We start from the raw sequence: 24,043 nt of genomic DNA, 5'->3' as shown, positions 1-24,043 counted from the left end.
TCTACCCTTTTTCCGAAGATTGTATCAATCCAATCATAAAAGAACGGCCTAAGTAAAATAAAAAAAGCTCCTGCGAAGGGAGCCTTCTCAAAAAAGTATAAAATTGCAGCGAATGAATCGTTCTCAGTGAATTTCTTGAGATTGATCGAATAATGAGGAGAATCTAGATGATTATTACACAAGAATTATTTACGGCTCTGGAGAGGCACCTGCTTGATAAGTATCCTTATGAAGCATGCGGCATACTTCTCGGTGATATGGATCAGCATCAAGTCATCCGCCTGCTTCAATATATTCCGGTCCCCAACACCGCACCTAACCCATTACACCACTTTGAGCTGGATCCGGGAATCTGGATTAACCATGTACTTGGGACTCCCAATCTAATAGGCCTGTTTCATAGCCATCCTAATTCAGCACCTTGTCCTTCGCCATATGATCTGGAATCACTCCAGCAATATGGCGCATTACTCCAAGTATACCTCATTGGCTCACTAACGTACGATAAGAAGCATATGGAGCTCAGAGGTTACACTATCCAGAAAGATGAAGAGAAGCTGACTCTTACCGAATCTTCCCTAAGCATGACTTAAATGATCATACAAATCGGATAAGGTATGAACCTCCATCTCAGCGATATCATCCAAATAACAACCCCATAAGCGGGCTGTCATCATTGCATCCTTAAGCGCATGGTGTCTTCCGTGAATGGGAATCCCTCGAGATTCAAGACATTCATCAAGTCCATATCCATTCCGCTGAGGCTCCAGCCATCTGGCCAGCATCATCGTATCAATAACCCGATGACTAAGTCTAACTCTAGAAGTCTTCCATAGTGCCGCATTCAAAAAGGATTTATCATGCGCGCTTGCATGAGCTACCAGAACACGTCCACCGACAAAAGACATAAAGTCATGCAGTCCCTCCAATATAGGCGGAGCATCATGAGTCATATCAGGTGTAATGCCCGTCAGTTCGGTGATATGTTCTGGTATAGGGACTTTTGGTTTGACCAGCGTATAGAATTGCTCATCTTCTATGATCTCACCGCCTACTACCCGAACTGCACCGAAGGATAAGATTTCGTCTCCGTGTTGTGGCGCAAAGCCTGTCGTCTCCAGATCGAATACAACAGCATCCAGCTCGGATAAAGGTGTTCTAAGCGCTTCAGGCTTACGATTCTCTCGCATCAATGAACGTAAAAAGGCCATCTGCTGTGCGGTAGGGGCGCCGAGCATAGAAGCGATTGCCGAGGGCACCCCTCCCTGCCTAAACGAGTTCCAAAAACCGTTATTGCCCCTTACCGGGTCTTTCATGAGCGTCTCCTCTCCACAAATCGAAGCTGTCGCTGTAGGTTTCGATGCACTTTCTTCACTGTACTCAAACCTTCCCTAAGCTCGTACAGAATCGTTCTTTGTTTTAATTGTTCTTCTCCTATATAGCCACTGCTCGAAATAATACCATTCTCATCTTCAACTTCAGTAATTCTCCTAAGCTTTAAAGCAATCTTAAAGGCATCCTCACATGCATCCACAAAATGAAGAGGAACCGCTTCAAGCCTGGCGAGCTTGGTAAGACGTTTAATCGTATTCGTATCCTTTAAGCCATTAAGTAAGGCCATATAGCGGGCACTGTTAACGAGTGGAATATACATGCCGTATTTAATATCAAATCCGCCCGCATGCTCCCCAAATCTTTCGGTTACGACCCGCCCAAGGATATTCAAGGTTGCTTTATGCTTTACCGTATTTCGCAACACTGCCGAGGCAAGATCTGGCGTTGATTGGAACAATTGGCCAAAGTGACTGCGGAAATCCTCTGATAATGTATGGTCACCCCCTACATGTCTTAGATCCGCAGCAATGATCAAGTATCGAACAGGCTCCCACTTCAAATCATCCGTCCAATCCGCAAGCTGGTGCTTCCATGAGTCAAGCGTACGTCTCCATAAAGGCTCAGAGCACATTACCTTTCCTTCACACTTGGCATAACCTACCGCCTCCAGTGAATTGGATATCCGAATGCCCAGCTCCTGGAAGTAAGCCTCCTTATCTGGATGAGGCAAGTCACTAATAATCATACCGTTGTCCTGATCACTCCACAGTGTAGCCTCGCCTCTGCCAGAGCTCCCAAATACAACAAAGGCATAAGGGACAGGCCGACGCCCATAACCTTCCGCTTCCATCTCGTTTTCACATATTTCAATGACTTGTCTAGCAATATAATCATGCAAATCATTTACCATCTGGTACCATTCAATCAAAGATACGTTTGCTGCTAGGTCTTGCAATTCCTCTTGCTTCTGCATTCGAGCTTGTTTCAGTGCGGGTACGGATTGCACTTTCTTCAAATCATCCAATAAGAATGAAACTTTGCCCGTAGATTTCAGAGGTTCCATAGATCTGTCCCCCTAGACGTGTTCCTCTTCATCATACCATGATAGGCCGAAAAGGTGTCGTTCTATTTATTGTGTAAGATGACTCGACAAACTGAGTTAAGCTTGCGCTTGGCACCAAAATTTAGCAGTATTTGACATATAAAATAAAAGTACTCTTGTTTATGTATAGATGTATGTTATATTAAGTAACATATAATGAAAAATTTATTTCCATAGCAATTATAAAAGAACGTCAATATATTGACAAGGATATTTTTAAACGAGTTTTTTAATAGGATGTCTCCCTCTTGAGGATATGAAATTCAACGTTATTACTCTTGCTTACCGGAAAAGCGTCACGTTTGACTGTATGGTTCCAGATCATGTATCATGTTTATGTAGAGTTATATGGAAAGGTGAGTGTTTTGGGATGGGGATATGAAGCTGTATCGAATCGGTGAATTGTCAAAGGCTGCCGGTGTCAGCGAACGTACAATTGACTACTATACGAAGCTCGGATTGATTACTCCAGAGCAGCGTACTCAAAAAAATTATAGATTATATAATAGTGAAACCTTAAACCGAATTGAACGTATTATCCAGATGAAACTAGAGAAATATAGTCTCGAAGAGATTAAGACTTCTTTAGATAAGTGGAGCAATGTATCGGCTAATGAACAAGTAACGAGCAAGCTTACCAGCTTAGAAATTCATGTAGAGCAGCTTGAACGTGAAATGAATGAGCTCAAGCCTCTTCTTCAGGAAATGAAGCCAGCTCAACAACGTAAGGTAGTAACTGCTCTTCTTACCAAGAGTGCTGCTTGCATGGAAGCTTTAAAAATTATGCTCGAGAGCTCCATGATGTAATTTCATCATAATAGAAGTATGGGGGTATGGTGTAAATGATGTTTGTATTGCTGATCTTAGCCATCATACTGTCGGTTTGGGCGCAATTCCGCGTTCAAGGGACATTTAAGAAATGGGCTAAAGTAGATAACTCAACCGGATTAACCGGTTATGATGTAGCTAGACATATGCTGGACACGAACGGTTTGCATGACATTCCGATTGAACCTGTAAGAGGCGCCTTATCAGATCACTATGATCCGATCCATCGTGTTGTTCGGTTATCAGAGCCAGTGTATTATGAAAGAAGCATATCCGCTGTAGCCGTTGCATCTCACGAGGTCGGTCACGCGATTCAGCACAAAGAGCATTATCCTATGCTGGCCCTTCGTCACCGGATTTTCCCAATCGTTAACTTTGCATCAGGAATTGCTCCTTTCCTTCTTCTTGCAGGCTTTATCTTCAATGCATTTAACTTGATTGGTCTTGGTATTATTTTCTTCTCAGTAACAGTAGCTTTCCAGCTAATCACACTACCAGTCGAATTTAATGCCAGTAACCGGGCTCGACGTATTATCGTCGAAGAAGGGTATGTACGAAGTGAAGAAGAACGTGGCGTAGGCAAAGTGCTTAACTCCGCAGCTCTTACTTATGTAGCAGCTGCACTGATTTCGTTACTTGAACTTATTCGCTACATCGGTATTTTTACTAGCAACCGCGAATAGAACCAGCATAAAGAACCCCGGTCAATTATTTGACCGGGGTTTTGCTATTATCTAGTCCAAAATAGTCGAGTAAGAAGGATCGAAATGACTGTGCCACTAGCGGCAGCTTCTCATCGCTACGGTGGATGAGCCCTATCGTTCTTGTTACCGTCGGGCTCTTAATGCGTACTCTTGCGGGCTGAAGCGGATTCGTCTGAAATAAAGCCATCTCTGGCAATACACTTACCCCCATTCCAGCCGCAACCAGACCTCGAATGGTATCTGTCTCTTCACCCTCAAAAGCGATTCGAGGTGTAAATCCTGCCTCCAGACACGCGTGCCACACAATGGGTCTAAGAGAGTACCCTTTACTGAACAATATAAATTTATCCTCTCTCAGTTGATCTAAAGTGATCGATTCTTCCATAGCAAGCGGATGGTTCTGAGGTAATATGGCAAATAATTCTTCTGTCAATACAATATCCCCTGCAATTTGATCATGCTTCTCTGGGAACGGGGACACAAAAGCGAGATCAACCTCGGCAGATAATACATCTCTAATTAAAGTCGGGAACATCCCTTGCTTGAATTTAAATTTAACGTTAGGATAGCGCTTGCGAAATTCTGAAACGATTGTAGGAATCAAATGAATACCCAAACTGTGTGGGAAGCCAATTCGAATCTCTCCTTTTTCCGGATCAAGAAATTCATGAACCTCTCCAACAGCTCGATCCAGATCTTTCAGAATACCCTCAACTCTTTTACAAAACAATTGCCCGACAGGGGTCAGCTGAAGATTACGCCCTTTCTGCATGAACAAGTCGATTCCGAGCTCTTCCTCTAGATGATGAATTTGCCTGCTTACTGCGGATTGTGCCACATGCAATTCCTCCGCAGCCTGCGTTACATGCTCTTTCTGTGCAACTTTTAAAAAGTATTGCAACTGTCTAAGTTCCACTCGTTCAATCGCTCCAATCTGCTAAAACAATCCCAAATAATTCCATAGAAAAAGTTCATGTCTTTAATGTATCATGACCTCCAGTATGAATCAACGGCGCTTTAACAGTCTGATTATCAAACCATAAAGGAAAAAACCGCCGATCAGTCCACCTAGATGTGCAGCCATATTGATATTCGCCACACCCAGTGAAAAAATAATACCAAACCCGAGAATCGTATAAATGGTTTTTCTCGATGCATCATCCATTAGATGGCGTTGAAACAGAACGATATAGAGAAATGCCCCGTATACTCCATAGATCGCTCCTGATGCCCCAATGGACAGGGTTGGATTCGTTAAATTGTTATAGTAAGCCTGTGAAATGATATTCCCTACCAAACCACTTCCAATATAAAGTATCGCATACCGCCAGAACCCAAGGAGCCGTTCAAGCGGTGGCGCAAATACCAATAGAGCAAAGCAGTTAAATAAGAGATGGGAAAAACCAGAATGAAGGAACATAGAAGCAAACAACCGCCATACCTCTTCATTCCATGGTGGAATATTGGTGAGCGCACCATACTTCATAAGAGTAAGCGCAGTATTCGGCCCGCCGTCTATTAACAGCACCACATACATAATAATATTCGCCGCAAGCAATATTGAAGTTATTGGGTAATATCGCAAATACCCTTTCCAGTTCTCATAACGTAAAAAAATCATGGCCTCATCCTTCCATTGTCCTGTGTTGGACACAAGCTTCCTATAAAGATTATAATAGATAGTGTCAAAGATCACCAATCTCAAGGAGGTACATAATAGATGACTCAAGAACGTACAGGTGTAGCAGCTTTTAAAGGAAATCCTATTACGCTGATCGGCCCGGAACTTAAGGCTGGTGATCAAGCACCGGATTTTACTCTGAATAAGAATCTGCTCGAAGAAGTGCAGTTGTCCGACTATGCGGGCAAAATCAAACTGATTAGTGTGGTTCCTTCTCTGGATACAGGGGTCTGCGATACACAGACTCGTCGTTTCAATGAAGAAGCCGCTGGTTTGGGCGACAATGTCGTAGTCCTCACCGTTAGTGTCGACCTTCCATTTGCTCAAGCACGCTGGTGTGGTGCAGCAGGAGTAGATAAGGTAATTACCTTATCTGACTATAAGTCCAAGTCCTTTGGTCTGGCTTATGGCGTACTGATCAAAGAATTCCAGCTCAACATGCGCTCGATATTTGTCATTGATGCTAAAGACAAAATAACTTATGTGGAATACCTGCCTGAAATGTCAGAGCATCCAAATTACGAAGCAGCAATTGCAGCTGTTAAAGAACTGCTCTAATTAACGCAGAGGATACGATAGCAACACATCACATGCAAAAAGCGAGAAAAGGACCTACCTTTATCTCGCTTTTTTGGTCTTACTCGCCTACAACCTTGTGTTTGCCGATCTTCTTGTCTATGATATCGAACAACTGAAGAATAATACGATAGTTGGACCCCAGATCACCAAGCGAACCTCTTGAAGCAGAATAAATATCAATGGCGCTTCGAACAGGTGTGACCTGAATGATTGACACGGTAATATCTAGCGTACGTCCAAAAGATGTGCGCTTCTCCATCGTAATTTCCCCGACTGACGGTACTTCATGAAGAACTTTGAATCCAGGGACCTTCTTCATAAGCGATGAAATTTCTTCCCATGCCTTATCCTTGGACAAGTTATAATAGCGCGTCTTCAGCTTTGGATCCTTAGCTCGGTCACTTGTTCCCTCCATACTGCGAACAATGCCGACAAGTGTTCTTTTGAGTGACAAGACCCTTCCTCCTTTGTATGTAGCCGTACCGTTATTCTCTCTTTAGTGTATCATTGTTAACTCCTTAACTAAAGAGATAATGTACTCCTCAGTAAGGAAACACATATTCGCTGATTATGCTGACAACAACAAAAAAGACATCCCCAAATGCACCCTTATGTAGAGTACGTGTGAGATGTCTCTAAATGTCATCCAAAAAGGAAACCCGCTAATGCCGTCCGATTATATTGTCTTCTGAACCTGCTGTAGCAGGTGGGTGACCGCAGAAATGTTTATGAAGTCCCCATGTCATATAGACAGGGCATGTCAGCCGCATTTCGTGTTGATCTCCCGAGACATAGTCATTGGTTCAAAACAACGAATAACCGAAACGAACATCGCAGGATGTAGAAACATTATATCGCTATTCTACAAAAAAGTAAATGTATGATCAGCAATTGCTAAAATTCTTGCTAGGCATCAATTTCAACGTTCCAAACAGTTATGATACCGATTCCCATTGTACTGCCGTTATTTTGTAATGTCCTGTGCCTTGGAGTCCGCCTCAGTTGAATCGCTCTCCTGTGTCTTTCCTTCTTCTTCACGACTGGCCTGCAGCTTCTCTGCCTGCTCCTGCATCTTAGTGAAAGTGGCATAGAAGTTAAAGAAGGCGAACCATGCAATCAGACTTCCAATAAAGAAAAAGAATAGTGCAGGGTATTGCATGCCGATGTAGCACAATAAGCCGGCGCCAAGCAACGATGAAAACACACGAAACGGACGTATCAAAGTAATCAGTACAGCATTTTTAATGATCATACCAATGGACATATGATAATGGACAACCATCGAGAAGAAGTTAAACATCGACACACATAGCAGCAGCAGCAGAATCAACATGATAATTCCAATTAACTGAAGGTTCTGAAACTGAGTCATATAAACCGTATAATCCAAATACATAATGACTACCAGCAGCGTATAGAAAACACCACCGATCATGCTTTGCTTATAGTTTTCCTTATATCCTGTAAAAAATGTTCTCATAATTGGTACATCTGTATCACCCATGACCCATTTGCGAACTACATTAAACAAAGCAGATGTCGCAGGGAAAAATGTAAACGGTGCCACAATACCCAATGCCCAGTTCATTTGAATGGATTCGTTCGTCATTCCTTGTCCCATAACAAGAACCTTGAGCACCAAAAAGAAGAAAAATGGCGAGGCACACAGTACCCACAATAGGTTCGATGCCGCGAATCTTGTAATCCACTCCGTCAGGCGATATATACCACCCATAGCTCCCTTAAACTCCAAAACACGCCTCCTCCTTAACACATGCACGAAGCTCGTTCTCTCGTCTGCATGCATCATCTTAGGTGATAATCCCTCGCTAATTCAAATTAACATAACCTAACTATAACTATACAGCATAACCACACGCAAAAGCTAGACCAACGCTGAAATCTCCACTTAAATACACCCTTTAGAAGGGATGATCAAGATATCGATTTGATTTCATGGTTCATGGGCTGGCGTCTAATCAAGGGGTAAAGTTCTACCATAGGATATTACGTAGTCGATGAACCACTTCACTTTGTAAAGGAGGGAATGCAATGTCCTATGGATACGGATGCGGAGGTCAGGTTGGTGGTGTTTCCACTGGCTGTGGAACCGATGGATGGTTTTCTATTGGAACAATTCTCGTATTGTTCATTCTGCTTGTCATCATTTCCAGAACTTTCTTCTATTAATAATCACATGTAGTTCAGCACCTGGAGAAGAGTCCCATCCGAGCTCTAATCAAAAAAAGACGAAGCATTAAACGCTTCGTCTTGTCTGTTATTGTTTATTGAAACGAGCTGTCGTCACGACGGCTTGGTCTGCGATTTTCGTTATTGTTACTGAATGGACGGGATTTGCGATCGCGGTCGCGGTCACGATTGTAACCACCGCTTCCACCTTCTTTTCCGCCATCTTTACGATTACCGTATCCACCTTTATTTCCGCTGCCGCCTCTGTTATATCCACCGCCAGTACGGTTACCATAACCGCCCGAAGGCTTACGTCCGCTAGAACGAACATCTGGTTTGCGGCGTTTAGCACGGATTGGATCCTCAGGAGTCAATTCAACTGCGGCATCCTTCTTGTCACCTGTAAGCAGTTTAAGCGATGCAGACAAGAGCTGTACGGAATCATATTGTTCCAATAGTTGAATAGCAATACCTTTGTATTCGTTAAGCTCTCCGCCTTGTACAATTTCCAGAAGGCGTTCAGCTGTAACACGTTGTTTGCCTTCAATCGCTTCAGCAAGTGTAGGAAGCGGTTTACGCGGGATACGATGACGTGTTACACGCTCAATGAAATGCAGGTGGTCAATCTCACGAGGAGTAACAAATGACCATGCAGATCCTTCTTTACCCGCACGACCTGTACGGCCGATACGGTGTACATAACTTTCCGGATCTTGAGGAAGATCGAAGTTAACAACATGAGTCACGCCAGACACGTCTAGACCACGTGCTGCAACATCCGTTGCAACAAGCACATCAATGCTTCCATCACGGAATTTGCGCATTACGTTATCACGCTGATTCTGAGACAGGTCTCCATGAAGCCCATCTGCAGAGTAACCACGTTTTTGCAGCGCTTCAGACAATTCATCCACACGGCGTTTAGTACGACCGAATACGATCGCAAGCTCAGGAGATTCCATATCCAGCAAACGGCTGAGCGCATCAAATTTCTGACGTTCAGGCACCTCAATATAAGCTTGATCAATGAGTGGTGCACTTACTTGCTTTGGAATAACAGATACGTGTTCTGGATTTTGCAAAAATTGCTGAGCGAGCTTCTGGATGTTAGGAGGCATCGTTGCAGAGAACAGCATTGTCTGACGGTCATCCGGAACTTGCTTCAAGATAGACTGAATGTCTTCCATGAAGCCCATATCCAGCATTTCATCTGCTTCATCCAGCACGACAGTTTGTACATCTTCAAGTTTGATGGTTTTACGGTTGATATGGTCAAGAAGTCGACCAGGTGTACCGATAATAACTTGAGGCTTCTTCTTCAATGCACGAATTTGGCGAACGATATCTTGACCGCCGTATATAGGAAGTGTACGGATACCTTTGAAGCGGGATAGCTTCTCAATCTCTTCTGCCACTTGGATGGCAAGCTCACGAGTTGGTGCCATGATCAGCGCACGGATCTTCTCATCTGTTTTGGAAATTTTGCTGATAAGAGGGATACCAAAGGCTGCGGTTTTACCTGTACCTGTTTGAGCTTGACCAATCAAGTCGCTGCCAGCGAGAGCAACAGGGATGGATTTTGCTTGAATCGGTGTTGCTTCTTCAAATCCAAGTTCGGTAATTGCCTGCAGAACCTTAGGTTCCAAATTAAATTCTGAGAAAGTTGTCAAATTTATTCAAACTCCTTCTATTATGGTGGACAGTAATCCACTTCATTTCTCTGTATTCTTAAGTAGCGTTAATATATAGGCTGTCCCATCATGCACGATTGATATGGGATTGCATGATCTCACAATTTCACTATAGAGAGAATAGATTCTCTCCCGAATCGTCTAAACTACATATGATGTTTATTGAAACTTACTGAAACAAAACATGCTTTTTTGCGAAAAAAGGCGATCTACTCAAGAACATCCACAAAATATTATATCACAAAACAATTTACAATTACCAGTAATCAATATAGTATGATACTTCTGAGGTGAAATTGGTGCTTAAATTAACTACAAAATCGCTAATCGTATTTCTAGGCGGTGCTATTATTGCAGCAGGATTCAACCTATTTCTGCTGCCTCATGAGCTGCTTAGCGGAGGAATATCTGGTATATCTATGCTCATCGGATATTTTACTCCACTTAACTTTAATGTCATGTATTTCGTATTTAACATTCCACTGCTCATTGCAGGGTGGTTCTTGCTGGGCCGCAGATTTATCAGCTTCAGCATCATAAACGTTATTGCAACGACCTGGATGTTAAATATGCTGCCCGTTACTGCAATTGCTCATGATCAGTTAACTTCTGCTGTATTCGGTGGTGTGCTTATTGGAGCTGGAACAGGGCTTGCATTTCGTGCCGGCGGCTCCTCCGGCGGTCTTGATATTGTCGCGTCCATTATTACAAGGTTTCGTGATTTTCCAGTAGGAGCCGTCATTGCCGTCATGAACGGGATTATTATTTTGCTCGCCGGTTATTTGAACAATGACTGGAATATCGCGCTAATCTCGGTACTCTCCATCTACATTACTGGTAAAGTGCTTGATTTGATTCATATTGGGCATGTGAAGGTTACGCTATTTATCGTTACCAATGAGACAGATAAAATGCTTGAACAATTGTTACCAAGACAAAGAGGTGTAACCAAAATCAAGACCCAGGGTGCTTTTACTGATCATGAAAAAGACATGCTTATGACGGTTACCACCAAATACGAGCTCGATGAATTGAAGCAGATCATTAGAACTACCGATCCCAACGCTTTTGTCAACATCGTGGAAACGGTAGGAATAATGGGCTCATTCAGAAGAAACTAGATAATCTGTCAAGTATAATTTTAATTATTTTTGTGATATAATAATGGTGCGTCGTTCCTATTAAGCGCAAAACTTCTCATGAGACCTTTTTTATCCGGGTATTTCACAGGCAACTGGCTTTTCCGAGGCAATGAATGATTCTTCTCGAATGATTCTTAGTTAGGAAAGGGTGATTAATGTGGAAATGGAAAGGGTAAAACTGTCAGAAATCGTCATGAAGTGGTATCCTGAAATGCTTCCGACCCTGCGGCAGAACGAACTGAACTCATTCATTGTGCTGAGGGATGGTTTCGGATTACTCGAAGCAGAAGATGCAATGGAAATTATTCAATACAGCATCTGCGAGCATCAAGACGACTCTTATCTTCAATAATCTTTATAAGTTTAACCACCGCTTTTTCGGTCGCATTGCTGCCGGGGGAGCGGTTTTTTTAATGCTTATCCGATCCCTCTCCTCCACCCTTATTAAATTAATCTGTTCAAATCAAACGTTATGTTTTAAAATATTTTTTTGGGCGTGCGTTCAATACGTGAACTATAATATATCCCCTGGAGATCAACATATGAATCAGACACTAACCACCGTTCAAAAATGGAAACAATTCTTCGTTATATTGCTTCCAATACTCATCACACAAATTTCGTTATCGGCCATGACTTTCTTTGACACGAACATGTCTGGACATTTTAGTCCGGTGGATCTTGCCGGGGTAGCCATTGGAAGCAGTCTGTGGATACCTATTCAAACTGGACTAAGCGGAATTTTAATGGGAATCACCCCCATTGTCTCACAGCTTGTGGGAAGCGGACAGAAAAATAAAGTCCAGTATAATGTAGTACAGGCTCTGTATCTTGCTGGAGCTCTTGGCATACTGATTATTGCTGCCGGCATTATAATACTAAATCCTATTCTTCAGTATATGAAGCTGGATCAAAGGGTCGAGGAGGTAGCCCTCTACTATCTGTCTGCCATGGCCTTTGGAATCGTTCCCTTGTTCGGATACACCGTACTCCGGAATTACATGGATGCTCTGGGACAAACCCGAATTACGATGATGATTACCCTGATCTCATTGCCAGTCAATATTCTGCTGAACTATTTGCTCATCTTTGGAAATTTAGGTGTTCCTCAGTTTGGGGGCATTGGTGCCGGCCTTGCCTCGGCAGTGACCTATTGGTTTATTTTTATCATCTCTATATGTTTTGTTCATCGGATCGAACCGTTTGCTCAGTATGGCCTATTTCGTGAACGACATAAAATTTCGATCGGCAAATGGAAAGAATTGATGCAGATTGGAGTACCCATCGGGTTTGCCATCTTTTTTGAAACTTCGATCTTCTCTGCCGTTACGCTGCTTATGAGCAAGTTTGACACCAACACCATAGCAGCGCATCAGGCCGCCATGAATTTCGCCTCAACTCTGTATATGCTCCCGCTAAGCATTAGCATGGCTTTAACGATCCTTGTTGGATACGAAGCTGGAGCAAAACGGGCAAAAGATGCGAGAACATACAGCAATATCGGTATCGGTTCTGCAGTGATACTTTCACTTGTAACCGCGATAATACTAATGGTGTATGGTGAACAAGTGGCTGGAATTTATTCTTCGGACCGAACCGTCATTGCACTAATACAGCATTTTCTCGTTTATGCTATCTTCTTCCAAATTTCTGATGCTGTTGCAACACCGGTTCAAGGCGCTTTACGTGGATATAAGGACGTGAACCCTGCATTTTTCATTACCTTAGTCGCATATTGGCTGATCGGTTTGCCTGTCGGATATTTAACAGCTACCTTTACAGAACTTGGTCCTTACGGATATTGGATCGGATTTATCGTAGGTCTCGCGGTCGGCGCTGTGGCTCTAATGTGGAGACTGATCGCGGTTCAGCGTAAATTCAACGCAAAGACAAATCGTGAATTCGTAGGTTAAATCAAAAAAGCTGACTCGTTATTACCCGTGAGAGGTAGTTCGAATCAGCTTTTTTTGTGTTATTGAGAAAGACGAATCGCTAGCTCATACATATCCATATCAATGGAACTCTTCGTATTCACAACAAGATCAATATCAGTAAGTGTCAATTGATTATTAATGATCCCACAAGCCTTGTCTGATTCGCCCTCAATCAGCTTGCGTACAGCAAAATCACCTAATTTGCTTGCAAGGTTGCGGTCAAACGGAGTCGGAGTACCACCGCGCTGGATGTGTCCAAGCACCGTAACACGCGGCTCATATGATGGGCAGCGAGCCATAATCTCTTTGGCTACATCCTCACCTTTACCAACGCCCTCAGCAACGATAATAATACTATGGCGCTTGCCATGCTCAAAATTCGATTGCATACGCTGAGCTACTTCATCCATATCGAACGGTACTTCAGGTACAAGGATTGTTTCCGCACCGGAAGCAAGTCCTGCATGCAGCGCGATATCACCGCAATGACGTCCCATAACCTCAACAATGGAGGAGCGTTCATGAGAAGACATCGTATCGCGCAGCTTGTTCACTGCATCCACTACAACGCTGACCGCTGTATCGAAACCAATCGTATAGTCTGTAAAAGAAATGTCATTGTCGATCGTTCCTGGAAGCCCCATTGTTTTGATGCCCAGCTTACTCAACTTGTTAGCGCCTTGATAAGACCCGTCACCACCGATAACTACGAGACCGTCAATACCACGCGAGCGCAACACATCTGCACCCTTCTGCTGTCCTTCAAGCGTCATAAACTCTTTACAGCGGGCAGATTGAAGAACCGTTCCTCCACGCTGAATGATATCCCCTACACTGCGCAGATCCATCGGAAAAATATCATTGTTCAGAAGGCCCTGATATCCACGCTGAATACCATAAACCTCCAAACCAAAATACAGACCGCTACGAACTACGGCACGAACAGCCGCGTTCATCCCTTGCGAATCTCCTCCACTCGTCAATACTGCGATTCTTTTGACTGCTGTCATGAATGACTTCCTCCTCTTAATTCTCAATACATATGTTTACGAATCCATTTGGAATTTGCTAGAAAAAAGCGCCTTGTGACAGGGCTGTTCTTCAGCAACCTTTTGGATACGGAACGAACTTCCTGCTGCTCACTGACTTTAGGATCAGATAAATACAGGGCAAGCAACCCTTCAATGATCATACGATGAAATGAGCTTGCAGGGATAACTGAAACATCCTCCTGTGCCTTGTCAACAATGTAGGCAATACGCTCAATCATCTCATTCTCACTTTTGTAATAATTACAAAAGTTCAAATCACCGCCCTGCCTGTCTTCTTCCTGATCAATCAAATAATCCAGCATGATGTGCAGTCCCGTCACATGCGGAAAATAAGAAGCATGTATGGAGGAAGCTCCATCATCATCAAGATGCGGGTCTGAAGCAGCAAGGAATAGCATGAATACTCCCAGTGTGGAACCCGTGGCTGCTGCGAATTCATTCCAGTTCAGCTTCGGCGTGCGGTGCTTGTGAAGCTCCCACCATTCAAGCAAGGCTTTCTCGCGAAGCTCGGGATGAATGTGCTTGTACACCTGCAGATCTACATACAGACTAGCTAGATCCGTTACATAAGATTGTGCTTGAACGTAACCCGGCAGCTTCTTTATGCAGGATTGGCACGTAAGTACCAGGCTATGTAAATATCCTTCATCTTCCTGTTCTTCACGTAGAGCGTAATAGTTCGACAGCTCCGCTTCAGGATTAACTGCATCAAGCATTGATTTATGTAACAGCCTGAAGTCTCCTTCATCCATGGAAGTGCTCCGATCACATAAGTTGTCCAGGTAGTCACTAATCGTCTGATAAGAAACGATAAGAGGAATGAGCACATTCCGCATCGGCAAGTTAACAGCTGCATAAATTGAGCCACCCTCACAGTGGAACTGTTTGCTTGCTATGCTTGCAAGCGCCTGGGTTCTAAGCTCCTGGTCAGAAATTTGTTCTGCTCTCGTCTTTATTAGTCTAAGCTCTTTTCTTGCTTCAGGCAGTATATATTTATACACCCGATTCATCAATCCGATGGGCCCCCGTGGAACATTGCGATTATGTTGTTTTTGTTTAATCAAATAACGGTGCCTCCACTATGTTATCTACATATTCATACCTGTTCAAACCATTATCATTATAATATGACATGTGAATTTGTACAAATAAACGATAGGTAAAAGTCCATATTACCATTTAAAGCGGATACATTTTTTAGAAACAATAGTTCTCAAAATCCATGCCACTTCTTAATCTATATATGGAAGCGCATAACTTATTCACAGGAATTCAGGAATCATAATTCAAAATTAGGTTGTCCCTCTAACTATTTATGATATAATTTCCATATTTCAATCTAAAAAGGAGATTACACAACATGTCATCCGATGAACCCCTGTCGTGGAGAAGACTACTTACTTTCTTTATCCCTCTGGGCATATCCGCCTCTCTAGTGACCATCTCTCATGTCATTATCAACAGCACACTGGCCAGATCCGACCATGCCGAGGTCGTCATCGCAAGTTATGCGCTGGCAGGAAGCCTGCTTGCTGTTACTGAACGGCCCTCTACCCTATTGCGCCAAACATGCTCTGCTCTGGTCAGGGATCGGCTTTCTTTTCATGCACTCATTTATGTCACCAAAGTATTTCTTGCGGCTGTGCTGCTGCTCGGCGGTGCTATTGTATACACACCTCTTGGAACCTCGATCTTCAAGTACCTGTTTGGTGTGGATGAAACTCTTCTCGAACCGGTTATCCAGGTTTATCAAATCCTCATGTTTGTCAGCATCTTCTCTGTCATACGCAATATCTATCAGGGGGTCATTATTACAAACAACAAGACCAAATGGTTAACAATTGGAATGATCATTCGGCTTGCGGGCATGTATTCGTTATCCCTGTACTTTATATGGACTGACGCAGTAACAAGCGGTACGGTCGGTGCGATTATCTTCGCTGCGGGAATGCTGATCGAAGCTGCAGTCAGCTATCTGGAAGGACGTAAAATTGTACAGCAAATGCCTGCACATAAAGAAGGGCACCACATCAAGATGAAGGGACAAGTATTTTACTTCTATAAGCCGCTGCTCTTATCGAGCCTTGTCGCCATGTTTATAGGTCCGATCATCAATATCATGCTTGGAAAAACAGAAGGAATTGCCCTGGCGATCTCTTCATTCGCTATTGCAGGGAGCATCATGCAGCTCATGCTGAGCTTCTTCACCTACATTCATCAAATCGTACTGAATTTCTACAATGAATATCCTAAGAAAGTAAATCAGTTTGCACTAACAATGGGGTTCATTCCATTTATACTAACTTTGACCGTAGCTTATACACCTCTGGGTCCTTGGTTTCTTGAACATACAATGAATGTTCGTGGAGAACTGCTTGAGGAGAGCTTGCGCACTTTGAGGGCCTTTATTTTGTTCACACTCATTACACCGTTTCTGGATTACAGTAATGGACTCATCCTCCTACGGGGACAAACCAAGACCATGTTCCGCTCGCAGACAGCAAATGCTGTATGCACAACTATCGTACTCGTTATCCTCGTCTTTGCCGCCCCAGGACTGAACGGAGTTATAGGCGCAGTGGCTCAATCTATCGGACTGCTGGCAGAGCTGCTGATCGTATGGATGGTCATTCGCAGAACAAATCGCGAGCCAAGCTTACAATCAAAATCGTCACCGAACACATCCGTAGATACTTAATCCATAAATATATGTGAAGCTTGTGTGAATAAAATCACAGAAAAGACCAAAAAAGCACAGTCCCCCAAGAGGGGGAACTGTGCTCTCAATTTTTCGCTTTCATACAAACTTGTATAAGAAATCCGGTAACCGGAACAATTCTTACAGTTTGATTACGTTAGCTGCTTGAGGACCACGGTTGCCTTCAGTAATTTCGAATTCTACTGCTTGACCTTCTTCCAAAGTTTTGAAGCCATCACCTTGGATTGCTGAGAAGTGAACGAATACATCGTCTCCGCCTTCTACTTGAATGAAGCCATAACCTTTTTCTGCGTTAAACCATTTAACTGTACCTTTCAAATGAACAACCTCCTAAAAATGCCGCCATCTATGGCGAATATCTACATTATACTTTATTGATTTTTACTTTGCAATTAAACTTTTTTTGTTTTTGTAAAATAATTTGCTTTGGCATCAAGGGTAAGGTATCATTTTACCAAAACCGCAAATTGGAGAAATGCACATGATTAAAAAACATCAAATTTACAAAAAAGACAAGTGGAATATGATGACCGTAGAGGTTCAAGGGCGCTATCTCGTGCTTCGTGAAATCTCAGATCAATGGGGTGAGGAAACCCACACCTTTATGAGCAGACCCGCACTTATGCAATGGGCTGAGAACCGTTTCCCGAAGGAGAACTACAAAGATAATGAAGAAGAATGGATCGAGATTATGAAAGCCTTCAAAGAGGTGTAACTATAATGGATGTTGGCATGAACTATGTCATCTTTATCGTTGCCGCCTTCTTGCTCGGCTTTGTCATTATCGCCAAGAGAGACAGCATACCGGATAAGCTGCGACGACCGCTTGCCATCGCCGCGCTGTTAATGGTTGTGCTCGCTTTTATCCTGATTGTATACAGCATGGTATCACTCGGGAGCTAACCTCTGAACCTCAAAATTTCAGATTGTTCATATACAAATGCTCCCTTTCAAATATTTCAGTATAATGTCGGTCATACTAAGCGTTAGTGCCTTATTATAAGGAGGATACGCTCTAGTGAATGCGAGAAAAACAATCTCAATTGTAATCATAGCTGCATGTATTCTGTCTCAGACCGCTTCAGCATATGCGCAGCCTGACCGACCTGAACTGTCTTTATCGTATAATCATCAAAGGAGGATGAATATGAGTAAAGTGTTAAAACGCAGTGAAGTACCTGAAGAGAACCAGTGGAAACTAAGTGATATTTTTGTGAACCAAGCTGCCTGGGACAAGGAATATGAAGAAGTCAAGAAGCTGGCTCAGCAGGCTGGGGAATATCAAGGGAAGCTGGACAACGAGAACAGCATAAAGTCCTGCTTTGAGCTGGAGGATGACATTTCACTTAAGACCGAGCGCTTGTACGTATACGCTCATATGCATCATGATGAAGATACAGCCGATCCTACATATCAATCACTTCTGCAAAAAGCGAAAAAATTAAGCGTTCAGGTCAGCGAGTCCCTGTCGTTTGTCGTGCCAGAAATTCTGGCATTACCGGAGGATAAGCTAGACGCCCTAATCGCAAGCCCTACGCTCAAACCATTCAAATTCACGCTCGTGGAGATGAAACGTGAGAAGGCGCATGTTCTCTCCAAGACAGAAGAAGCACTGCTTGCCCAAGTTGGCAATCTGTCTCAAGCACCGCAAACGATCTTTGGTATGCTAAACAATGCGGATATGAAATTCCCTAAGATCAAGGATGAGAACGGAAATGAAGTGGATCTCACTCACGGCAGCTACATCCAGTTTCTAGAGAGCCCGAATCGTGAAGTCCGGAAACGCGCATTCAAGGCTGTGTACAGCACCTATGCCAAGAACAAAAATACGATTGCAGCTACACTGAATGCGAATGTAAACAAAAATATTTTCTATTCGACGGTACGTAAATATCCTTCTGTTATGGAAATGTCTCTCTATGGGGACAACATTCCGAAGGAAGTGTATACGAACTTGATTGACACCATTCACGAGAGTCTGCCGCTGCTGCATCGATACATGAATTTGCGCAAAAAGCTGCTGGGTACTGACGATCTCCATATGTATGATTTGTTCGCGCCACTGGTCGAGGAATACAAGATGGACATCACTTACGATGAAGCGAAGACGACAGTAAAAGAAAGCTTGAAGCCGCTCGGAGAAGAGTATTTGGCTGCACTGCAGGAAGGCTATGATGACCGCTGGATCGACGTATACGAGAATGAGAACAAGCGTACAGGTGCATACAGCTGGGGTGCTTACGGCACTCACCCTTACGTGCTGTTGAACCATAAGGATAATCTGAACAGCATGTTCACTCTGACGCATGAGATGGGTCATGCGCTGCACTCGTATTTCTCAGACAAAGCACTGAAATACAGAGATGCACAATACACCATCTTCCTTGCAGAAGTCGCTTCCACAACAAACGAGGCATTGCTTATGGATTATCTGCTTAACAAATCCACAGATCCTAAAGAGAAGCTTTATCTGCTGACCTATTATGCGGATCAATTCCGCACTACGGTCTTCCGTCAAACGATGTTTGCGGAATTTGAGAAGATTATTCATGAGCGGGCAGAACAAGGGGAATCACTGACTCCTCAATTGCTGTCTGAAATATACTATGATCTGAACAAAAAGTACCATGGTGAAGGAATGGTCGTGGATCAGGATATTGAGATGGAATGGGCACGTATTCCCCACTTCTATACCAGCTTCTATGTTTATAAATATGCAACCGGCTTCTCGGCAGCGACCAGCTTTGCGAAGCAAATACTGGAAGAAGGCGAACCAGCCGTTGAGCGTTATCTCGGCTTCCTGAAAAGCGGAGGCAGCGACTATTCGATCAATATTCTGGAGAAAGCAGGCGTGGATATGTCCTCTCCTGAGCCGATTCGTGAAGCTATGGCTGTGTTCGAAGATGTTATATCGCAAATGGAGCAGCTTACTAAGTAAAGCTTCATTCCCCATGATCCCTTGCCTACATCGGCAAGGGATTTGATTATGTAAACATGAAGGAGAGATCTCGGACGATGACGATTCAAATTAATGAGCAATATTCACTGGACTTGTTAAAGAAGCTGCTGGAGACACCTAGTCCAAGCGGCTATACTCACCACATAATGGAGCTGATTGAGGCAGAAGCCAAAAGCCATGGTACCGCTTATGAACGTAATGCCAAGGGCGGACTCATTATTACGATGCCTGGCGAAGACAACAGTCGTACTATCGCGCTAAGTGCACATGTAGACACTCTAGGCGCAATGGTCCGCTCGATTACGGCTCACGGTACACTGAAGCTCACCTCAATCGGAGGCTTCATGATGCAATCCATTGAGAATGAGTACTGTCAGATTCATACTCGCAGTGGCAAGGTATATACCGGCACTATTATGTCTACTCAGCCTTCCGTTCACGTCTACAGTGGAGCAAGAGATTTCAAACGTGAAGAAAGTGTAATGGAGGTTCGGATCGATGAGCGGGTTGAGAACAAACAGGATGTCCTTAATCTCGGGATAGCGGCAGGTGATTTCATCTCCTTTAATCCCCGCGTAGAATTCACATCTAGCGGATATATCAAATCAAGGCATCTCGACGATAAAGCAAGTATCGCTGCCTTGTTCGCCCTGCTTGAATCCGCAAAGCGTGAAGGCTGGAAGCCAAGGCATCAGGTTAAACTGCTGATCAGCAACTACGAAGAAGTCGGACACGGAACGGCTTATATCCCTTCGGATATAGACGAAATGATCGCGGTTGACATGGGTGCCATGGGTGACGATCTAAGCTGTAAGGAGACCGATGTATCCATCTGTGCGAAGGATTCCTCCGGTCCTTATGATTATGAAATGACGACTCGTCTGATCGAGCTGGCTAAGAGCGCTGACATTCCTTATGCAGTGGATATTTACCCTCATTATGGTTCTGACGCGTCAGCTGCACTGCGCGGAGGCAGCAATATTCGAGCAGCTCTGATTGGTCCAGGTGTACATGCTTCCCATGCAATGGAGAGAACACATAAACAGGCCGTTCTCAACACGGCTCGATTGCTTGGAGCATACATTAACAGCTAGGTTGTTAGAACATAACGAATTCATTCATCAAAATAAAAGGACTCACCGCAGACCAATCCCTGGTCTATTTACGGCGAGTCCTTCTTATATGCTATGAGATAAATGGTCATCACCAGCAGCTACTACTGGCTATTCAGCCTCTTCTACAAAGCTTCTTCGCTCCTGCTGTAACTTATCAAGTTCAAGCATAAGGCTGTCTTTTGTTGACGATAGGGACGACAGGACACGATTAACCTCCGTTACCCCCCGGCCAACTTCCTCTTTACCTTCATTAATTTTGTTCTGTACCAGCCAATCCGTGAAGAACCCATCCAGAAAATAATCAGCAAAGCTCAGCATACCATCAATCTTTAGATGACCTTGAATGGAGAGATCTACGTCTCTAAGCTCTTCCTGAAACTCACGCAGATGATATTGTGCAGCATGAACGTGAGATTCTGCTTCATCTACACGACTATGCTTAATATAGGTTGAAATCACTCCCCCGCCGAGCATATCATAGGTTCCCCAATTCCCAGCGGAACGGAGCGCTTCCTCAGCCTCATGAAGGCTATCCAGCACTTTATGTCCTGCCCTCTCTGCTTCACCAACCTCATTGATCTGGCCCTTCAGCTTAGCCTCGTGCTCAAGCGAGGTTAGAATGAATGGAGAGGAATCCAACAGGGTATCCTGCTTCTCATTCATCAGCTGATCATATTTCCGCTCCCAGTTCTGCCATTCTGACAGTGCAGCAATCTCTTCTCTTGCGCCTTTCATTTGCTCACGGATGTCATTTAAGGCACGAACTGCTTCATCATACAGTCCTTTGCTCTCGATGAGCTCAGCCTCTTCCTTTTCCAGCTTTTGCTCTTTTTTACCCATAATGCTGTAGAATACAGAAGCAATTGAAGTGCGAGTGAGGGTGTCAACATCTTTTTGTTCTGCTGCCAGCCGTTCCTTGCGTACGGCTACCAGCTCTTCTTTTTGCTGCTCAAGCTCCCTTAGATGATCAAGCCGAGAATTCCATTTAGACAGCAGCCTTCCCTTTTCCTTCAGCAATGCCAGTCGTTCATTCACTTCCTGATACATAGTCTCCTCTCGCCTCCTGTTTCATATCCGTAGTTCACTTCTTGCTAAGCTCAATTTGCTCCGCAAGCTCATTCAGATAAGTCCAGCGTTCCATTAAATGCTCCAGATGCTTCTCGGTTTCCGCCTGCTCCTTCATCAGCTCCTGAAGCCTCGCTGCATCACTGAAGGCTTCCTCCATCTGAGTCGCAATCAACTCAAGCTTACGTTCAGTCTCCTCAATCTGGCTGTCAATGAGTTCATATTCACGCTGTTCCTTGAAACTGAATTTCAGCTTCACCTTAGGTGGCTCTGATGCAGCTGCTGAAGACGATTCAGGCTTAACAGGCTCTTCTTTTTTGCTGATCGGCTTTTGCTGATTTTGTACGTTTTTTGACAGCCATTCTGCATATTCTGAATAGTTCCCTACATGCACCCGTACCTGGCCCTCTCCTTCAAAAGCAAGGACTTTGTCAACCGTCCGATCGAGGAAATAACGGTCATGGGATACAACGAACACAACTCCTGGAAAATCATCCAAATACGCCTCAAGCACGCTCAGGGTTTGGATATCCAAATCATTCGTCGGTTCATCCAAGAGCAGAACATTAGGCGCGGACATCAGCACACGGAGCAGATACAGCCGTCGCTTCTCCCCTCCGGATAATCTTGAAATATAGGTCCACTGAGCTGCAGGCGGGAATAGAAACCGTTCCAGCATCTGTGCGGCTGTAATCGTCTCCCCTTCCCCGGTTCGGATGACCTCTGCCTCTTCCTTGATGTATTCAATAACTCTCAGGTTCTCGTCCATCTCCTGATGTTCTTGCGTAAAATACCCCAGCTTAACGGTAGGTCCAACGATGATCTCACCGGCATCCGGCTGAATCCCACCTGCAATCATATTCAGTAGTGTGGATTTACCGGTTCCATTCGGTCCCACAATACCTACACGATCTCCTGGCACAGCGATATAGCTAAGATTATCTACCAGCTTTTTGTGCTCTGTACTCTTGGTTAAGCCTTCGATTTCGAGTATTTTCTTCCCGAGTCGGGCTGAAGCAACAGACATCTCCAGATTGCCTGAACGCTGGACGCCCTCCTGATCTTTTAACTGTTCGAAGCGGTCAATTCTCGCCTTCTGCTTCGTCGTTCTTGCCTTAGCTCCTCTGCGAATCCATGCCAGCTCATTTCGCAGTAAATTTTGGCGTTTCTGCTCAGAAGCCGCTTCTCTTTCTTCACGATCTGCTTTTAGCTCAAGAAACTTGGTGTAGTTCGCTTCATAACGAAATAACCGGCCATGATCCAGCTCCAGCATGACATTGGCAACACGGTCCAGGAAGTAACGGTCATGCGTGATCATGAGCAGTGCACCGCGGCGCTTCTGCAAATATTGCTCAAGCCATTCAACTGAATCATTATCAATATGGTTCGTTGGCTCATCCAGAATCAGCAGATCCGACGGATGGATAAGTGCCGCCGCTAGCGCCACCCTCTTGCGCTGTCCACCTGATAGTGATCCCATTGGTGCATCATACTGCGTTATACCCAGCTTGGACAGAATGGTCTTCGCCTCACTCTCAAGCTGCCAGGCATCATAGGCTTCCATATGTTCACTCAACTTCGTTAGACGCTCTAGAAGAGCTTCATCGCTCGGTTTGAGCGCGAGCAGCTCCATCGTTTCCATATAATTACGAACGGCTCGCATTTGAGGTGTATCACCTTGAAACACTTGCTGCAGCACCGTCATGTCCGGATCAAACTCAGGATTTTGGGCAAGCATTTGAACTCTTACTTGATTACCGATCGCAATATTACCTTCGTCCGGCTGTTCAAGACCCGCAATGACGCGAAGAAAGGTCGATTTGCCTGTGCCATTGACTCCGACAATCCCGATCTTATCCTGATCGCTCATTCCGAAGGATGCATCTTTGAAGAGAATCTTTTCTCCGTAGCTTTTAGATATATTTTCAACTGTCATTATATTCATTT

25 protein-coding genes and 1 other RNA gene are annotated in these 24,043 nt (G+C 44.1%); 13 read left to right on the top strand and 13 right to left on the bottom strand.

Going from position 1 to position 24,043, the window contains the following annotated elements; all coding sequences use genetic code 11:
* Positions 1 to 167: 167 nt before the first annotated feature.
* Positions 168 to 593 carry a M67 family metallopeptidase gene (locus tag BM415_RS03975; RefSeq protein WP_091154809.1) on the top strand — a complete coding sequence of 142 codons (426 nt, stop codon included), beginning with the start codon at positions 168 to 170 and terminating at the stop codon, positions 591 to 593.
* Here BM415_RS03975 and BM415_RS03970 read toward each other — a convergent pair.
* Both BM415_RS03970 and BM415_RS03965 read right to left on the bottom strand, forming a co-directional pair.
* Positions 579 to 1,316: an exonuclease domain-containing protein gene (locus tag BM415_RS03970; RefSeq protein WP_091154807.1), complete on the bottom strand. Its 738-nt coding sequence runs from the start codon at positions 1,314 to 1,316 to the stop codon at positions 579 to 581. The genes BM415_RS03975 and BM415_RS03970 overlap by 15 nt on opposite strands.
* Positions 1,313 to 2,398 (bottom strand): DUF294 nucleotidyltransferase-like domain-containing protein, encoded by a 1,086-nt coding sequence (locus BM415_RS03965; RefSeq protein ID WP_091154805.1) that lies wholly within the window; start codon positions 2,396 to 2,398, stop codon positions 1,313 to 1,315. The genes BM415_RS03970 and BM415_RS03965 overlap by 4 nt, the downstream gene beginning before the upstream one ends.
* A gap of 417 nt (positions 2,399 to 2,815) precedes the next feature.
* Between BM415_RS03965 and BM415_RS03960 the strand changes: the two genes are divergently transcribed.
* On the top strand, positions 2,816 to 3,244 hold the full coding sequence (locus BM415_RS03960; protein WP_091154803.1) for a MerR family transcriptional regulator: 429 nt from the start codon (positions 2,816 to 2,818) through the stop codon (positions 3,242 to 3,244).
* A gap of 35 nt (positions 3,245 to 3,279) precedes the next feature.
* A complete protein-coding gene (locus BM415_RS03955) occupies positions 3,280 to 3,948 on the top strand; it encodes a zinc metallopeptidase (protein WP_091154800.1) in 669 nt (222 codons plus the stop codon).
* A 25-nt stretch (positions 3,949 to 3,973) separates the two neighbouring features.
* On the opposite strand, the gene BM415_RS03950 is transcribed toward BM415_RS03955, so the two are convergent.
* Complete coding sequence (locus BM415_RS03950; protein ID WP_091154798.1) at positions 3,974 to 4,885, bottom strand: glutamate biosynthesis transcriptional regulator GltC; 912 nt, start codon at positions 4,883 to 4,885, stop codon at positions 3,974 to 3,976.
* 90 nt (positions 4,886 to 4,975) lie between these two features.
* Positions 4,976 to 5,590, bottom strand: a complete 615-nt coding sequence (locus BM415_RS03945) for a rhomboid family intramembrane serine protease (RefSeq protein WP_091159043.1) — start codon at positions 5,588 to 5,590, stop codon at positions 4,976 to 4,978.
* Positions 5,591 to 5,689: 99 nt separating this feature from the next.
* Between BM415_RS03945 and tpx the strand changes: the two genes are divergently transcribed.
* Complete coding sequence (tpx, locus tag BM415_RS03940; protein ID WP_091154795.1) at positions 5,690 to 6,208, top strand: thiol peroxidase; 519 nt, start codon at positions 5,690 to 5,692, stop codon at positions 6,206 to 6,208.
* Positions 6,209 to 6,287: 79 nt separating this feature from the next.
* Here the strand turns inward: tpx and BM415_RS03935 are convergent, their stop codons facing one another.
* From BM415_RS03935 to BM415_RS03925, 3 genes are all read right to left on the bottom strand, one after another.
* Positions 6,288 to 6,683 (bottom strand): DUF1499 domain-containing protein, encoded by a 396-nt coding sequence (locus BM415_RS03935; protein ID WP_091154794.1) that lies wholly within the window; start codon positions 6,681 to 6,683, stop codon positions 6,288 to 6,290.
* 198 nt (positions 6,684 to 6,881) lie between these two features.
* Positions 6,882 to 7,072, bottom strand: a non-coding RNA gene (gene ssrS, locus BM415_RS03930) — 6S RNA.
* 121 nt (positions 7,073 to 7,193) lie between these two features.
* Complete coding sequence (locus BM415_RS03925) at positions 7,194 to 7,982, bottom strand: YesL family protein (RefSeq protein WP_091154791.1); 789 nt, start codon at positions 7,980 to 7,982, stop codon at positions 7,194 to 7,196.
* A gap of 299 nt (positions 7,983 to 8,281) precedes the next feature.
* Between BM415_RS03925 and BM415_RS24975 the strand changes: the two genes are divergently transcribed.
* The gene (locus tag BM415_RS24975) at positions 8,282 to 8,419 is read left to right on the top strand and encodes a hypothetical protein (RefSeq protein ID WP_170862360.1); all 138 of its coding nucleotides are present in this window, start codon (positions 8,282 to 8,284) and stop codon (positions 8,417 to 8,419) included.
* A 95-nt stretch (positions 8,420 to 8,514) separates the two neighbouring features.
* Here BM415_RS24975 and BM415_RS03920 read toward each other — a convergent pair whose 3' ends face one another.
* Positions 8,515 to 10,089 (bottom strand): degradosome RNA helicase CshA, encoded by a 1,575-nt coding sequence (locus tag BM415_RS03920; RefSeq protein WP_091154789.1) that lies wholly within the window; start codon positions 10,087 to 10,089, stop codon positions 8,515 to 8,517.
* A gap of 320 nt (positions 10,090 to 10,409) precedes the next feature.
* On the opposite strand from BM415_RS03920, the gene BM415_RS03915 reads away from it, so the two are divergent.
* From BM415_RS03915 to BM415_RS03905, 3 genes are all read left to right on the top strand, one after another.
* Positions 10,410 to 11,231, top strand: a complete 822-nt coding sequence (locus BM415_RS03915) for a YitT family protein (protein ID WP_170862359.1) — start codon at positions 10,410 to 10,412, stop codon at positions 11,229 to 11,231.
* A 184-nt stretch (positions 11,232 to 11,415) separates the two neighbouring features.
* Positions 11,416 to 11,604 carry a hypothetical protein gene (locus BM415_RS03910; protein WP_170862358.1) on the top strand — a complete coding sequence of 63 codons (189 nt, stop codon included), beginning with the start codon at positions 11,416 to 11,418 and terminating at the stop codon, positions 11,602 to 11,604.
* A 190-nt stretch (positions 11,605 to 11,794) separates the two neighbouring features.
* On the top strand, positions 11,795 to 13,165 hold the full coding sequence (locus BM415_RS03905; protein ID WP_091154783.1) for an MATE family efflux transporter: 1,371 nt from the start codon (positions 11,795 to 11,797) through the stop codon (positions 13,163 to 13,165).
* 59 nt (positions 13,166 to 13,224) lie between these two features.
* Here BM415_RS03905 and pfkA read toward each other — a convergent pair whose 3' ends face one another.
* The gene (pfkA, locus tag BM415_RS03900) at positions 13,225 to 14,196 is read right to left on the bottom strand and encodes a 6-phosphofructokinase (RefSeq protein ID WP_091154781.1); all 972 of its coding nucleotides are present in this window, start codon (positions 14,194 to 14,196) and stop codon (positions 13,225 to 13,227) included.
* Between the two features lie 23 nt (positions 14,197 to 14,219).
* Entirely contained in the window at positions 14,220 to 15,248 is a 1,029-nt protein-coding gene (locus BM415_RS03895) for a tetraprenyl-beta-curcumene synthase family protein (protein ID WP_091159041.1), read from the bottom strand.
* Between the two features lie 350 nt (positions 15,249 to 15,598).
* Here BM415_RS03895 and BM415_RS03890 point away from each other — a divergent pair, with 350 nt between their 5' ends.
* On the top strand, positions 15,599 to 16,936 hold the full coding sequence (locus BM415_RS03890; protein WP_091154779.1) for a multi antimicrobial extrusion protein MatE: 1,338 nt from the start codon (positions 15,599 to 15,601) through the stop codon (positions 16,934 to 16,936).
* A 141-nt stretch (positions 16,937 to 17,077) separates the two neighbouring features.
* On the opposite strand, the gene BM415_RS03885 is transcribed toward BM415_RS03890, so the two are convergent.
* Positions 17,078 to 17,275, bottom strand: a complete 198-nt coding sequence (locus tag BM415_RS03885) for a cold shock domain-containing protein (protein WP_047909861.1) — start codon at positions 17,273 to 17,275, stop codon at positions 17,078 to 17,080.
* 163 nt (positions 17,276 to 17,438) lie between these two features.
* Between BM415_RS03885 and BM415_RS03880 the strand changes: the two genes are divergently transcribed.
* The 4 genes from BM415_RS03880 (at position 17,439) to BM415_RS03865 (ending at position 21,010) form a co-directional block, all read left to right on the top strand.
* On the top strand, positions 17,439 to 17,672 hold the full coding sequence (locus tag BM415_RS03880; RefSeq protein ID WP_091154777.1) for a hypothetical protein: 234 nt from the start codon (positions 17,439 to 17,441) through the stop codon (positions 17,670 to 17,672).
* A 5-nt stretch (positions 17,673 to 17,677) separates the two neighbouring features.
* Complete coding sequence (locus BM415_RS03875) at positions 17,678 to 17,860, top strand: hypothetical protein (protein ID WP_091154775.1); 183 nt, start codon at positions 17,678 to 17,680, stop codon at positions 17,858 to 17,860.
* Positions 17,861 to 18,104: 244 nt separating this feature from the next.
* Positions 18,105 to 19,895, top strand: coding sequence for an oligoendopeptidase F (gene pepF / locus BM415_RS03870; RefSeq protein ID WP_091159039.1), 1,791 nt, complete (start codon positions 18,105 to 18,107; stop codon positions 19,893 to 19,895).
* A 77-nt stretch (positions 19,896 to 19,972) separates the two neighbouring features.
* A complete protein-coding gene (locus tag BM415_RS03865; protein ID WP_091154772.1) occupies positions 19,973 to 21,010 on the top strand; it encodes a M42 family metallopeptidase in 1,038 nt (345 codons plus the stop codon).
* A 129-nt stretch (positions 21,011 to 21,139) separates the two neighbouring features.
* Here BM415_RS03865 and BM415_RS03860 read toward each other — a convergent pair whose 3' ends face one another.
* Together BM415_RS03860 and BM415_RS03855 are read right to left on the bottom strand one after the other, a co-directional pair.
* Entirely contained in the window at positions 21,140 to 22,078 is a 939-nt protein-coding gene (locus BM415_RS03860) for a hypothetical protein (protein ID WP_091154770.1), read from the bottom strand.
* Between the two features lie 34 nt (positions 22,079 to 22,112).
* Complete coding sequence (locus tag BM415_RS03855; protein ID WP_091154767.1) at positions 22,113 to 24,041, bottom strand: ABC-F family ATP-binding cassette domain-containing protein; 1,929 nt, start codon at positions 24,039 to 24,041, stop codon at positions 22,113 to 22,115.
* Positions 24,042 to 24,043 lie beyond the last annotated feature (2 nt).

The sequence above is a fragment of the Paenibacillus sp. 453mf genome (assembly GCF_900116105.1).
GTDB lineage: Bacteria > Bacillota > Bacilli > Paenibacillales > Paenibacillaceae > Paenibacillus > Paenibacillus provencensis.
This window is presented reverse-complemented; position numbering and strand designations above follow the sequence as displayed.

Excerpts from the sequence above, each read along its gene's own strand:
- BM415_RS03905 (WP_091154783.1), top strand. The coding sequence starts at position 11,795 with ATGAATCAGACACTAACCACCGTTCAAAAATGGAAACAATTCTTCGTT.
- BM415_RS03855 (WP_091154767.1), bottom strand. The coding sequence starts at position 24,041 with ATGAATATAATGACAGTTGAAAATATATCTAAAAGCTACGGAGAAAAG.
- BM415_RS03875 (WP_091154775.1), top strand. The coding sequence starts at position 17,678 with ATGGATGTTGGCATGAACTATGTCATCTTTATCGTTGCCGCCTTCTTG.
- BM415_RS03970 (WP_091154807.1), bottom strand. The coding sequence starts at position 1,316 with ATGAAAGACCCGGTAAGGGGCAATAACGGTTTTTGGAACTCGTTTAGG.
- BM415_RS03975 (WP_091154809.1), top strand. The coding sequence starts at position 168 with ATGATTATTACACAAGAATTATTTACGGCTCTGGAGAGGCACCTGCTT.
- BM415_RS03895 (WP_091159041.1), bottom strand. The coding sequence starts at position 15,248 with ATGAATCGGGTGTATAAATATATACTGCCTGAAGCAAGAAAAGAGCTT.
- BM415_RS03955 (WP_091154800.1), top strand. The coding sequence starts at position 3,280 with ATGATGTTTGTATTGCTGATCTTAGCCATCATACTGTCGGTTTGGGCG.
- tpx (WP_091154795.1), top strand. The coding sequence starts at position 5,690 with ATGACTCAAGAACGTACAGGTGTAGCAGCTTTTAAAGGAAATCCTATT.
- BM415_RS03965 (WP_091154805.1), bottom strand. The coding sequence starts at position 2,398 with ATGGAACCTCTGAAATCTACGGGCAAAGTTTCATTCTTATTGGATGAT.
- BM415_RS03910 (WP_170862358.1), top strand. The coding sequence starts at position 11,416 with ATGGAAAGGGTAAAACTGTCAGAAATCGTCATGAAGTGGTATCCTGAA.
- BM415_RS24975 (WP_170862360.1), top strand. The coding sequence starts at position 8,282 with ATGTCCTATGGATACGGATGCGGAGGTCAGGTTGGTGGTGTTTCCACT.
- pepF (WP_091159039.1), top strand. The coding sequence starts at position 18,105 with ATGAGTAAAGTGTTAAAACGCAGTGAAGTACCTGAAGAGAACCAGTGG.
- BM415_RS03960 (WP_091154803.1), top strand. The coding sequence starts at position 2,816 with ATGAAGCTGTATCGAATCGGTGAATTGTCAAAGGCTGCCGGTGTCAGC.
- pfkA (WP_091154781.1), bottom strand. The coding sequence starts at position 14,196 with ATGACAGCAGTCAAAAGAATCGCAGTATTGACGAGTGGAGGAGATTCG.
- BM415_RS03865 (WP_091154772.1), top strand. The coding sequence starts at position 19,973 with ATGACGATTCAAATTAATGAGCAATATTCACTGGACTTGTTAAAGAAG.
- BM415_RS03945 (WP_091159043.1), bottom strand. The coding sequence starts at position 5,590 with ATGATTTTTTTACGTTATGAGAACTGGAAAGGGTATTTGCGATATTAC.
- BM415_RS03880 (WP_091154777.1), top strand. The coding sequence starts at position 17,439 with ATGATTAAAAAACATCAAATTTACAAAAAAGACAAGTGGAATATGATG.
- BM415_RS03890 (WP_091154779.1), top strand. The coding sequence starts at position 15,599 with ATGTCATCCGATGAACCCCTGTCGTGGAGAAGACTACTTACTTTCTTT.
- BM415_RS03860 (WP_091154770.1), bottom strand. The coding sequence starts at position 22,078 with ATGTATCAGGAAGTGAATGAACGACTGGCATTGCTGAAGGAAAAGGGA.